Source organism: Pseudovibrio sp. W64 (assembly GCF_001623145.1).
Taxonomy (GTDB): Bacteria; Pseudomonadota; Alphaproteobacteria; order Rhizobiales; family Stappiaceae; genus Pseudovibrio.
This window is the reverse complement of sequence record NZ_LMCI01000040.1, coordinates 63,963-76,377: the sequence shown is the minus strand read 5'-3', so window position 1 is coordinate 76,377 and position 12,415 is coordinate 63,963. Positions and strand designations below refer to the sequence as shown.

11 protein-coding genes and 1 pseudogene are annotated in these 12,415 nt (G+C 47.1%); 9 read left to right on the top strand and 3 right to left on the bottom strand.

The window, feature by feature from the left end; translation table 11 throughout:
• Nucleotides 1-261 precede the first annotated feature (261 nt).
• Together PsW64_RS23220 and PsW64_RS23215 are read right to left on the bottom strand one after the other, a co-directional pair.
• A complete protein-coding gene (locus PsW64_RS23220) occupies nt 262-741 on the bottom strand; it encodes a DUF4262 domain-containing protein (protein WP_063305152.1) in 480 nt (159 codons plus the stop codon).
• A gap of 175 nt (nt 742-916) precedes the next feature.
• Nucleotides 917-1,792: an RES domain-containing protein gene (locus PsW64_RS23215; protein ID WP_153042418.1), complete on the bottom strand. Its 876-nt coding sequence runs from the start codon at nt 1,790-1,792 to the stop codon at nt 917-919.
• 682 nt (nt 1,793-2,474) lie between these two features.
• Here PsW64_RS23215 and PsW64_RS23210 point away from each other — a divergent pair.
• The 9 genes and pseudogenes from PsW64_RS23210 (at nt 2,475) to PsW64_RS23170 (ending at nt 11,576) form a co-directional block, all read left to right on the top strand.
• Nucleotides 2,475-4,088: an L-serine ammonia-lyase, iron-sulfur-dependent, subunit alpha gene (locus PsW64_RS23210; RefSeq protein ID WP_153042417.1), complete on the top strand. Its 1,614-nt coding sequence runs from the start codon at nt 2,475-2,477 to the stop codon at nt 4,086-4,088.
• A 25-nt stretch (nt 4,089-4,113) separates the two neighbouring features.
• Complete coding sequence (locus PsW64_RS23205) at nt 4,114-5,163, top strand: proline racemase family protein (protein ID WP_063305149.1); 1,050 nt, start codon at nt 4,114-4,116, stop codon at nt 5,161-5,163.
• A 30-nt stretch (nt 5,164-5,193) separates the two neighbouring features.
• Nucleotides 5,194-6,309: a YkvI family membrane protein gene (locus PsW64_RS23200; protein ID WP_208980983.1), complete on the top strand. Its 1,116-nt coding sequence runs from the start codon at nt 5,194-5,196 to the stop codon at nt 6,307-6,309.
• A gap of 212 nt (nt 6,310-6,521) precedes the next feature.
• Entirely contained in the window at nt 6,522-7,526 is a 1,005-nt protein-coding gene (locus PsW64_RS23195; protein WP_063305147.1) for a GlxA family transcriptional regulator, read from the top strand.
• Nucleotides 7,527-8,032: 506 nt separating this feature from the next.
• The gene (locus tag PsW64_RS23190) at nt 8,033-8,929 is read left to right on the top strand and encodes an alpha/beta hydrolase (RefSeq protein ID WP_063305146.1); all 897 of its coding nucleotides are present in this window, start codon (nt 8,033-8,035) and stop codon (nt 8,927-8,929) included.
• A gap of 492 nt (nt 8,930-9,421) precedes the next feature.
• Nucleotides 9,422-9,583, top strand: a complete 162-nt coding sequence (locus PsW64_RS28485; RefSeq protein ID WP_208980982.1) for a MerR family transcriptional regulator — start codon at nt 9,422-9,424, stop codon at nt 9,581-9,583.
• Complete coding sequence (locus tag PsW64_RS23185) at nt 9,532-9,867, top strand: hypothetical protein (RefSeq protein ID WP_208980981.1); 336 nt, start codon at nt 9,532-9,534, stop codon at nt 9,865-9,867. The genes PsW64_RS28485 and PsW64_RS23185 overlap by 52 nt, the downstream gene beginning before the upstream one ends.
• A 72-nt stretch (nt 9,868-9,939) precedes the next feature.
• Complete coding sequence (locus PsW64_RS23180) at nt 9,940-10,209, top strand: hypothetical protein (protein ID WP_063305145.1); 270 nt, start codon at nt 9,940-9,942, stop codon at nt 10,207-10,209.
• A gap of 45 nt (nt 10,210-10,254) precedes the next feature.
• A pseudogene (locus PsW64_RS23170) lies at nt 10,255-11,576 on the top strand (IS3 family transposase).
• A 57-nt stretch (nt 11,577-11,633) separates the two neighbouring features.
• Here PsW64_RS23170 and PsW64_RS23165 read toward each other — a convergent pair.
• Nucleotides 11,634-12,302, bottom strand: coding sequence for an SMP-30/gluconolactonase/LRE family protein (locus PsW64_RS23165; RefSeq protein WP_208980980.1), 669 nt, complete (start codon nt 12,300-12,302; stop codon nt 11,634-11,636).
• Between the last annotated feature and the right edge of the window lie 113 nt (nt 12,303-12,415).

Sequence of the window (12,415 nt, the reverse complement as noted above, 5' to 3'; positions counted from 1 at the left end):
TGAGAAGTTCTCACAGTGTGTTGCCGCGACCAGTTGAATCCACCGCCAACTGCGGACATTCGGGCAACTCGATCAAGGGTTGAGACAGTCATTAAAAGTTATTGCCGACGCTTTCCAGAGCATATTTCTGAACCTATGCGCTCGTTGTAGCTTGGATGTATCACAGTTTCGTTAAGCCCAAAGATACCCCAAACTTAAAACAGAGACCTGGTGCCAAACGAGGCTTCTGTTTCAACGTGTGGAGGAATTCTACCAGTTAAGTCATTCACTAAGCCATAGGTTGGGTTGAGCATCAATTACATCTTGAGCACATCCCTCATCCCAGGGAAAAAGCCCTTGCTGTGCGCCGGGCCAAACAATCTGAAAAACCTCAGCGCTGCCCTCATTCCCTTTTTCTTGCCAGAGCCAGTTCGCTGACGTGGTATATTCGGAATGTAGATTTTTGTGTGTAGCTTTTCGGCTAATACAGTCGAATCCCTCCAACAGTCCATTCCACCGCATGCCATCGGTGGGGATTGCCCCCTCTTTGATTTGCCGATGGATTTCCCACAGCATGCTGTTCATTAACTCTCGCGGAAGTCCAAAAATTATAAATTCGGGAGCACCAAGGGATGTGGTAAATCCAACAGAGTACCCAAAGTCGGGGGTTAAACCCTCGGGGTCGAACACAAAAGTGAATTGCCACCCATGTTTTTCAATAATCGAGAGTACTTTTTCTTCATAATCTGAATATTTAGACATTCTGTATTCCTAGCAAGTCACCATCAAAATGCCAACTTTCAATGACGGTTTTGGCCACTCAACAACATGCCTGTAATCAGGGCCAGAAGCTGCCATTCACGCAGTTCCATTAGAGGTTGAGACAGTTTTGGAGTGAATGCTAATATGTCCGAAGATACGGAATATGATGCAGCAATTAACGGTCAATTTGAGCCTTGGGATTATCAACGGCTACTCCTTCGTCATCCACAATGCTCCACCCTTCTGGGTCTTTTTCTAAAGTAAAATCGGCTCCTGCATTACCTCGAAAGATCTCCGAGCGCGTCCATTTGATCGCACCATCCGTTACGTCTCCCGAAGCGACCTTTTTCACTTCATAGCTGTCATTGCTAATACCCGTCACCTCATAATGCCAGCAGTATAACAGTTTCATATGCCCATCAACGAAGGCTTTTCGAATTGCCATGTTTATAGGTGCCGGATTTTTTCCGGTTTTCAGGGTTGATGGATACGCGATGGCGTTAATCTGGCTCACTTCCGAAGAAACTTGTGAAAGCCGTAATTTAGCTTCAAATGCCATCTCGGTGAGCATGATCGTGTGTTCGTAATATTTATTTCCTTCAGTAGAAAAAAACTCGGCAAGTACGTTAAATATCTTGGCTTCTTTTGTTTTTGATTCAGGATCTTGTGTAAGATAATTTATGTACATTAGTGGTGCAGTCATCTCCCAACGACCTACACGCACGCAGTCACCAATCTTAATGCCTTTTAGCTCATTGATGCACGTTGCTATTGAAGTAGAGCCGTAGAAAACTTGCTCGCCTTCATTGTTGCAGCGTCCCTTACTGCAGTATTCTGGCTTGGGCGCATAGCTGAAATCTTGCGGATTCTCACCTCTTTTAGAAAGTGGAATCACTCGGAACAGCTGCGCACCAACTGGTTTTTGAAAAGTTTTTAGACGACGCCCCACAAGGAGGGTGTCCATCGTTTTCCTGAGGGTCGATTTGCTGTTCTCAGATCGGAGCTTTTTTAAATAGCGATGAGTTTGGTAAATTCCGAGTTCCTTGGCCAAAGGCGGTTCCTTGTTCCACTTAAGAGCTAAAACGGAAGTGTTTACTTTTACAGCAGTTTGAATATTGTACCAAGGCCTATGACCGGTAAGGTCAGCTGCTACGTGCTAGGAATGTCTAGAAGTTTGGTCCAAAAGAAGACCTGATGCGGATGACACGTTCAAGCACGTTGTCGCTACCTGAGTTTAAATGGTAATGGCGAGCTATGAGTTCATTTTTAGTTGCGCAAGACGGCCAGAGGCGCACCTCTGGTTTATCCAACGCATCCATCGTCATTTGGACCTGCTCAACTCCGGTCAGTACCAAATACCCGGTTCGAACGTGTATGTCCGTCTCGTAAATTAACAAGCGAGAAGTGCTGCCACCGCGAAAACCAAACAAGCATGCATGCAATCATCAGCCGAAAAGAACCTGCTTTGCAAATGGTCGGAGAAACGACTATCCGTATTTGCCCTGTAGTCTTATGTCCTATCATTTATGCATGATGTCTTATGCATACTATTTTTGCCTCTCAAGTATATTTATATATTTCATCAACAAATACGCTTTCTTCATGAGCCAGTGTAAAGTTCATTTTGAGAAGTGACTTCATAAATACGTAATTATTTGATCCAAGATAAGTATGACAAAGGTATTTTGTCACGTTAATCTCTCATGGCATAGATTAAATGTGCCGGATCAATAGTGAAAGAAGATCCCTTCATTGGGATTTGTAGGTTAATCATGAGCTACAGCTTGCTTAACTCAGTGTTAGGTCCTGTTATGCGGGGGCCTTCAAGTTCTCATACTGCTGGTCCCTTTTTTATTGCAAATAGTATTCGCCAACTCAGTCTTACAGATGGAGAGAAGTTCCTCGCCACGCATATAAACTTCGATCCCTCAGGATCTTACGCGCGCGTCTATAAAAATCAAGGCTCGGACCAAGGCATAGCAGCAGGCTTGCTTGGCCGCCCAATGACCCACGCAGACTACTCCGACGCTATCACCGACATTAAAAGAAAAGAACTGTTCGATTTAAGCTTCAATATCAAATCGCTTGAAAATGTAAGCCATCCTAATGACGCCGAATTTGAACTGCGAATAATACAAATTGATGGAGCAGTGCGACACGAAAACTGGCGCTCAGTTTCAACCGGTGGAGGCATGTTTCAGCTCACATCTTGCAATGGAGCTGATCTTCAGATCAATGGGGCATTCTATACAGCATTGATTGAAACAAGTACTCAGGAAACTGCTCTGAGAATACTCAAATCCTTGAGAGAAGAGGTTCTCGTTGAAAGGTTTGGTGTCTGCTCTATATTTTCATCGGGCAGTATCGTTGAGCTACAAACACTGGAACCGCTTACTCTCGGTGTAGTGAGGGCTTTAAATCAATTAGATGGCGTTGTTCGAATAAGACAATGCAAGCCAGCGCAGTACGTTATCAAAAACGCTTTGCCTCTGTTTGAAAGTTGCTCCGATATTATGAAAGCGGCTGATCAGACGCCGCTCCACATTCTTGCAGAGCAATATGAAGCCAAGCAACTTGGTCTGGAAGTGGCTGAAGTGCGTCAACTTTTTCTGAAGCGTTTAGAGACAATGTTCCTCTCTGTTGAAGAAGGGTTGTGTAGTAAAAGCGCTGGAATGAAGTTTCTGTCACCCAAAGCATCGCAACTTTTGCATTCAATGAAGGCTTCATCAATCTCTAGTCCAGTATTGCACTGCGCAATTTCTGCAGCTCTGGCCGTAATGGAATCAGGAACAAGTCGCGGTATCGTTGTGGCTGCACCAACTGCTGGTTCTGCAGGAATAATACCTGGAATTGCCTACGCCTTGCTTCAAAACGACTTTACGAAAGATGATTGCATCAATCTATTAGAGGTTGCAGCTCTGGTTGGGGCAATTGTCGCCCAACACGCAACGTTTGCGGCAGAGGTTGCTGGTTGTAACGCTGAGACAGGTGTTTCGGCTGCTATGGCGGCTGCAGGTCTTGCCCATGTGATGGGGGCGACACCTCAACAGGTTTTTGATGCCGCATCAATCTGCATGATGAACACCATGGGCTTGGTATGTGATCCCGTTAATGGTGAGGTGGAAATACCCTGCCATGCAAGAAATATTGGCGGTGTTTCTCATGCCATCAGTTCGGTCACGGCAGTCCTTGGGGGCTTTGAAGCTGTCCTGCCGATGGATGAACTCATTGGTTCCATGATGCAAGTGGCCAGTAAAACACATTCGGACATGCTCTGCACTGCCAGAGGTGGATGCGCAGTAACTGCAACTGCGCGGGATCTCCTGAAACAAAAAGCAAAAAACTAGCCTTTCGATAACTGGAGAAAATCCAATGCAATGGAAAAGAAGTATTACCATGCTCGGCGTACATGCCGAGGGTGAGGTCGGTCGTGTCATTACGGGTGGGGTGATCAATATCCCGGGTGAGACGATGTTGGACAAGATGCTGCACATCAACACTGTGGATGACAGCATTCGCCGATTTGCGCTGCAAGAGCCTCATGGCAGCGCACAGATGTCAGTAAACCTACTTCTTCCACCAGTAAACCCGAAAGCGGATGTGGGTTTTATAGTCATGCAACCCGATGCCGCTCATGCTTTGTCAGGCTCGAACACAATGTGTGTGACTACCGCCGTTTTGGAAACTGGCATGTTGCCAATGAAGGATGGTGAAAACACACTGACAATTGATACACCAGCAGGACTTATTCCAGCTGTCGCTCACTGCAAAAACCATAAAGTCCAGAAGGTTACAATCGACATCTGCCCGAGCTTCGTAGAACATCTGGACCATCCGGTTCAGGTTGAAGGCTTTGGCGAGATCAAAGTCGATGTCGCTTTTGGCGGCTGTTATTTTGCAATGGTGGATGCGGAAAGTTTAGGCTTTGAGATCTCACCTGAAAATGCACGGCAGATGGTCGACACAGCACATACGATTAAGAAAGCCGTTGATCAGCAAGTGAGCGTGCAGCATCCGGAAATTGAACAGTTCAATCATGTTGAATACGTCATGTTCACTGGGGCCCATCCAACAGAAACCGCTGTTTATAAAAATGGCACAATCATCTTCCCTGGTCGCGTCGACAGATCTCCCTGCGGTACCGGATCTTCAAGCCGGATGGCCTGCCTGCATGCGCGTGGTGAGTTGAATATTGGCGATAAGGTTTTCATGGAGTCGACAATTGGTGGGCGCTTTGAAGCGGAAATTGCTTCGACCTGCAAGGTTGGTGAAAGGGATGCGATTATTCCACGATTAACCGGGCGTTGCTGGATCTACTCAATCGAACAGCACGGTGTTCATCCGACGGACCCTTTCCCTCTTGGCTACACAATGTCTGACACTTGGGGGCCAGATGTCAAAGCTATGACGTCACACAATTAATCCAACAGCACAACCTATGGGAGAATGGTCATGCAGTCGAAGTCAAGCTCGCTGATGAAGGTTATCACTATTGCGGGGGCGTTTACCGCTTACCAGATTGGCTCTGGTTTTGCCACTGGACAGGAGATCCTTCAATATTTCGTATCCTATGGATACTGGGGCATCTTGGGTGCAGCCCTCACACTTATTCTATTTGCGTATGTGTCGATCAACTTCATGTCAGTCGGGCGTCATCAGAAACTTTCTAAAGCAAACGATGTGTATCGGTACTATTGCGGCAAACATGTTGGCATGTTTTATGATTACTTCTCAACATTGTTCTGTTTCCTTACATTTTCGGTGATGGTTGCTGGGGCAGGAGCCGCCTTGAAACAGCATTTCGGATTACCAACGATCGTTGGTGGCTCGCTCATTGCTGTACTTGCTTTTGTCACAGTAATCATGGGGCTGAACCGCATCGTCGACATCATCGGCAAGCTGGGGCCAGTCATTGCTGGAATTGCAATTCTACTTGGGCTGGTATCCATCTTCAGCAATCTTGGTAACTTAACTCCAGCTGATGTTACACCGCTCATTGAAAGCAAAGTTAGCGAAGGTGTCGTCCTACAAGCTTCCAGCAACTGGTTCTTTGCTGCTTTGAATTACGTCGGCTTTTGTATGTTGTTACTGGGAGCCTTCATGGCCGCAATAGGTTCTGAAACTTCAAGTGATACTGAAGTGAAAGCTGGTGGCATTCTCGGTGCAATGTTGTTCTCTGGGGCAATTATGGTGGTTGCTCTGGGTTTGATGGGACAATTGAACAATGTTGCCGGAACTCAAATTCCAATGCTTGTGTTGGCAACGGACGTTAGTCCAGTGATCGCCAGTGCATTCTCATTCGTCATTATTGCAGGCATTTATACAACAACTGCACCACTGCTTTGGAATGTATCTGCCCGTATCACTCCAGAAGGAACTTCTAAGTCCAAGATGGTGACAGCAGGTCTGACACTTATTGGTGGTGCTATCGGTCTCTTCATTCCTTTTGATCAACTTTTGAATGTTGTCTATGTAGTGAACGGGTATGTCGGTATTGTATTGCTTGGCTTCATGATCGTTAAACACATGAGGTCTAGCGTTTCAGTTAAAGCAGAAGCTGTTAGCTGAGAACAATCCTGAAATTCAGAAGAGACATGTGCCTAGCCAAAGCGCAAGTCTCTTCTGGCATCACACAAGCATATTGCTTGGAATTTGGATTAATCTGAGTATGGTGTGCTTCCCGATTTAGTCACGATAAAAGTACGTGACTTGCTTTAAGAGTGAAGAAGATGAGACCTCAATCATTAAGCCGGAAAACGGATTGTAAATTGAAAGTTGCCATGGTGCTTCTCCCCAATTTTACACTTCTTGCACTGAGCTGTCTGACTGAGGTCTTGCGTCATGCTGCAGACGGTGGTGATGAAAGCAGGCAGATCAACTGTTCGTGGGATCTGTTATCCGTCTCGACCAACTCAATCATGTCCAGTTCTGGAATAGCGGTCACACCCAATAAAACGCTTGAATGCGATCTTACGGGATATGATTACATCGTTATTATCGGAGGAAAGCTTCCCAAGGATTGCCTTTATTCTAGTTCGTATACCCAGTTTATCAAGAACTGCCGTCAGCAAGGTTACAAATTGATCGGTATGTGTACCGGTACGTTTGCTCTTGCTCGCGCGGGTATATTGAAAAATGTGCGCACAGCACTGCATTGGTACCACTATCAGGAGTTCAGAAGCCACTTCCCATCATCAATCGCGGTTACTGACGAACTTTACATCGAAGATCGCGACATCATCACATGTGCAGGAGGAGCGGCCAGTTCAGATCTGGCCTTGTACTTGGTGGAGAAACACTTGGGAAAGGGGAAAGTCATCAAATGCTTGCGTCATTTGATCCTGATTTCGGCCAGGGAAGCTCGGCAGTCTCAAACACCTTTTGATCTGGACATCCCTCAGTTCAACGATTTGAGACTACGCAAAGCTGTGTTCCTCATGGAGCAGAACCTCGAAGATACTCTTGAGATCAAACAACTTGCAAACATGTTGAGCCTCAGCCAACGACAACTCAGCCGTTTGTTCTTAGAGCATACAGGCATGTCTCCGAGCGCTTATTACCGTAGCCTTCGTCTTCGCCATGCGCGATGGCTTCTCGAGAACTCAGATCAACCCTTAGACCATATCGCCCTCGGCTGTGGTTTCTCAGATCTGTCGCACCTCACGCGCTATTACAAGAAGCAATACAAGCAAACCCCAGGTTCAACCCAATCGCTCCGAAGAAAGGCTCAAGCTGAGTTGGAACCAGACCAGTCAAGCAGCTTGGCAGAGTTCATACATGAATGATGAGCTCGAGGATCGATGAAATCTGAGAAACTGCTGCTCTCTTCAACTTACCTTCCTACTTTCGCTGCAAGATGATTGAGCCTTATCTGAAGTTGAAACTTAGCAATAAGTGGGCATCCCCGGAGGCAAAGAAAACATCAGTTTTGGTCACCCTGCAATAAGCTGACCAAAATCGACCTATGGTTGAAGTCACGCGCTAGCTGTAAGTGGCTAGATTTAGATCGAATGTCCGCAAATGGTCAAACAAGTCTTGCTGAGCAGATGACGGAATTACATCTGGTAATTCCTGTGCATCTGCTCGAGCACTTCCAGTAGAGGTGTTACTCCCTGTCGTATCTGCATAACGGAGAATGCATTGTTTACGCGGTGCCGCTTTACTGAAGTTATTCAGGGTAAATGACGGTAACTCTTTGTACCCATTAATATATAGTGCGAAACATTTGCAAATCAAGAATGGTGGGCAGGGCAAAACCTTAGTATTGCTATCTCTAGCAAGGAGATACCATATGAGCAGCTGTACCAACGAGTTTACTGATCTTGGTCCGACACCAATTCTAGGGTCAAACCGTTTCAGAATTTGGTCTGAGAATGTTAGTGCATATTTCATTATTGACGTCGCGATGCCAAATCCGATGTTTTCTAAAAGTGGTCCTGTACCAGTAATGTTTGTGACCGATGGCAACATATGCTTTGGTGCTGCGTCGACCTTACTGAACTCGTTGGCGATGGAACCAGATGGGCCTCCACCACACTGCATTGTTGGCATCGGGTATGATGTTTCTGGGAGAGGTGAAAAAGCAGAACACCTAGCAATTCGCACACGTGATCTTTCCCCATGTGAGGACAAGCGATTTGAAGCCATGATGCGTCGCGCACCAGCACCGTTTACTTGGCAAGATGAAATTCTGGCAGGTGGCGCAACTTCTTTCTTAGCTTTTGTTCTAGAAGAACTATCTCCATGGCTTGCTAGTCGTTTCGATTTAGATCTGACCCAAACCACGCTAACGGGTATTTCCATGGGAGGGCTATTCGTACTCAATACGGCCTTTACTCAGCCAGAAGCATTTCAACGATATGTGGCTATTAGCCCAGCCATCTGGTGGGCTGATAGCTTTCTCATTGCGCTAGAAGAGCAAACGAGTACGAAAAGGCAGAATGTCAAAATGGATATATTCATGGCTGTCGGTGAGTTTGAGGAAGCTGCTGACGCACATGCTAAAATGGTATCCAATCTCGTTAAACTGGCGAACCAGATGGATTCCCGCTCAATTTCTGGGCTAAGATTGTACCACAAAATCTTAAAAGGAGAATCTCATATGAGTGTTTTCAGTCCTGCTTTTAGTCGGGCCTGTCGTGCTCTATTTGCAGGCCAAAACCGCAATGAGAGTTGGGCCAACCTTTGAAACTGGTATCAACGATCTAAATTTGCTCCTTCCCGTAGGGAAGTCATTCGGTTAATTGGGGTCGGCTAGCTAGAGAGGAACTTCAACGGAAAAATCTAGCTTTCCTCTCTCTATAGTAAGTTGAACCAGAATAACCTAGAGTTGAAACATCGGTCTGCTTGGCTGCCTCCAACAGCAGGCTGAATGGCCGGTGTTGGTCACAAGCGACTTGCTACACCAGCGAGGCTCTGTGCTTTGACCAACGTCAGCAATGAGCGTATTAATACCGAGTAGAGAACTTCCTATCCCACAAACCAGTCGCCTGCCCCCCTGACGTTGCCTCAATCCTTGATAGAAATACACGAACGTCTGGTTAGTGGTACATCGCAAACGAAGCATTCAATCCATTTCTTAAGCTTCTTCATAACACCCAACGCACAACACTTCATCTAAACCAATCAGTTAGAAGGTATTTTTCGTTTCACTTGACCCAATTCAAAAAGTGAGTCGAGCATGATTGGGAAGAATGATACTTATAGCCGTACCTACACGCCTTCCGAAGTTGCCAAGATCGTAGGGATGAATATCGAGACCTTGCGGGTCTGGAGGCGGCGGAAGCAATTGTGCTTGAGGGCGAGCGCCAAGGTTGGACCCTGTATACCTTTAATGATCTGATGGTGGTTGCCACCTACCACAACATGGTACGCTCTCACTGCACCAATACGATTGCAGAGCTGATTGCCGGGACTGTCTCACAGCAGCTTGCCAACAAATGGCCCGATATTCTCGGCACAGAAAGTGGCGTCTTCTGCCTATGCAACAATGCAATGGATGAGGAAAATCTTCAAATAGAGATGCTTGTCGGACTGGAAAAACTCTGGAGGCGATCACTCAGATTACCCGAAGCTCAAAGCGCCAACCTGCCTATCATATTGTCGATTGCGGAGCTTTGTTTTTGAAAGTGCTGGTGTCTTGCACAAAGGTTTGTGAGGAGAGCGAATAATCACTTCGGCTCATCAAACCACTGGTCCATGCTGTCATCACAGGAAGTATCTAAAGCCTTAAGATCAAGAGGGGATCGGTATGGAAAGAGCGCAGTTGAACTTGAGTATCCAGCCGTATCGCGTGCAGAAGAGAGCTCTGCGGCTTCCTATTGCGGCTTAAGTGCAACCAGCTTCCTGGCCAATTGCCCGGTTCCCGCTGTTCTTCTTTCCGGAGGGCGTAAGGTCTGGGACGTCAAAGATCTGGACCGCTGGATTGTGTTTGTCGTCAGCACCTATGGAGCAGGCTTACGGATTTGAATAAGGGAGTGTTTTGGCCCATGATCACGACGACAGGAGTGAGGAATGGGGCAAAACACAAGGACCAGCAGTGCTGCAGCTGAGAAGGCGGTCAAGGATATCCGGCGCAAGACCCGCATTGTGCTTGCAGGATTGCGTGGCGAAGACAGCATTGCCGAGCTGTGTCGTCAGGAAGGCATCTCGCAAGGGCTTTACTACAGCTGGTTCAAGGAATTTCTGGAGGCTGGCAAAAAACGTCTCACCGGAGACACCACCCGCCAGGCCAATACGGGCGAAGTCAAAGAGTTGCGTAAACAATCACGAGAATTAAAAGAGGTCGTTGCTGAACAAGCGTTGGAGATCCGGCTTCTTAAAAAAAGTATGCTGGACGATGGGGACGACGACATATGAGGTATCCCGCCCATGAGAAAGCCGAGATTATTCGTCTGGTCGAGAATTCCCACCTGCCGGTCAAACACTCTCTGACAACCCTTGGCATTCCCCGTACCACATTCTACCGTTGGTATGCCCGCTACCTTGAGGGTGGCGTCGAGGCGCTGGAAGACCGTGTACACCGATCCTCGAAGGTTTGGAGCCGCATCCCTGATGCCATTCGCGATCAGATTGTTGAGCTGGCTCTGGAGGAACCGGATCTGTCACCTCGCAAGCTTGCCGTACGCTTCACTGACACAAAAGAGTATTTTGTGTCAGTGGCTTCTGTTTACCGCCTACTCAAATCCAAGGATCTGATCACTTCGCCGGCTTATGTGGTGATCAAGGCCGAAGACGAGTTCAAGGACAAGACTACGGCCCCAACCTGCTCTGGCAGACGGATTTTACCTATCTGAAGGTCATCGGCTGGGGCTGGTTCTATCTGTCCACCGTACTCGATGACTTCTCACGCTACATCATCGCCTGGGAACTGTGTACCAGCATGAAGGCCAAGGATGTCACCGCCACACTGCAAAAGGCACTGGACACCTCCGGCTGTGAGAGCGCTAAAGTCATTCACAAGCCCAGACTGCTTTCTGACAATGGCAGTTCGTATGTCTCATCAGACTTGACCAAATGGCTCCGGGACAAGGATATGGCCCATGTTCGTGGCGCGCTCCCTATCACCCGCAGACACAGGCAAAATCGAGCGTTGGCATCAGACTTTGAAGAACCGTATCCTTCTGGAGAATTATTACCTGCAAGGGGATCTGGAGCGGCAAGTTGAAGCCTTCGTTGATCATTACAACAACCATCGCTACCACGAGAGCCTGAACAACATTACCCCTGCCGATGCTTATCTGGGACGGGGCGACAACATCTTACAACATCGCAGTGAGATCAAACGTAAAACTCTGCTCAATCGCAGCTTGAACTACCACGCAAAAGCGGCATAACATCAAAACAACAACGGGCCAAGCATTCCATTATTCAAAAGCCTAATCAGTTCCACTTCATTTGACGACGGACAGGTATTGAATACCATTCAGGTTGAACCCTTCACCACGAAACCTATCATGAGAAAGAAACACGCTGGCTTTGCCGGATGGCGTAACTTTGTAAATAGAAGCAGCCAGGCTGTCCGTGATGTACGCATTGCCATCTGCGTCAACGGTAAGGTCATTTGCAAACTTTTTCTCAGTGGGCCGGAGATCTGACAAATCAACGAATTTTAAAGGCGCGCCAGTTGCCAAATCGTAGATCCCCAAGGCCACTGATGCGAACTTTTCAGTAGGAGTGCTTCTCGTGGCTACGCCATAGTCCGAGCTGTTGACCAGCAATCGCCCTCTTTCTGCATCAACGCGAATTCCAACCACTGAACGAAGGCGTTCATCATCAACCAGACGAGTTGTTGTCCCGTCCTTGTTAAGGGCGATAACTTCACCTCTTCTTATTGAGCCAAGCAAAAATCGTTCACTCTTGGCGTCGTATTCAAGCCCTTCAGGGTAAAGAGCTTTGCTTTCTAAGGAAAACCCATCACTCTCTTTTGCATTAAACTCCAGTGTACTCTGCTGGGCTGATGCTGCCGAAAACATTAAGAGAGATAGAGCGGATGCTCTCCATAAAGTACGGATACAGTTTCTCATGATTATTACCTCATGTTGTTGCTCGTTAATGCTCATGAGGCTAGAGATGCTGGCTGCAGTCTACAAACTCGTATTATTCATGCCGAAGCTGAAACTAATTTAGCTGGATCAACTGGTTGTGAGGACTGCATGTAGTAGAAATGTTTGAC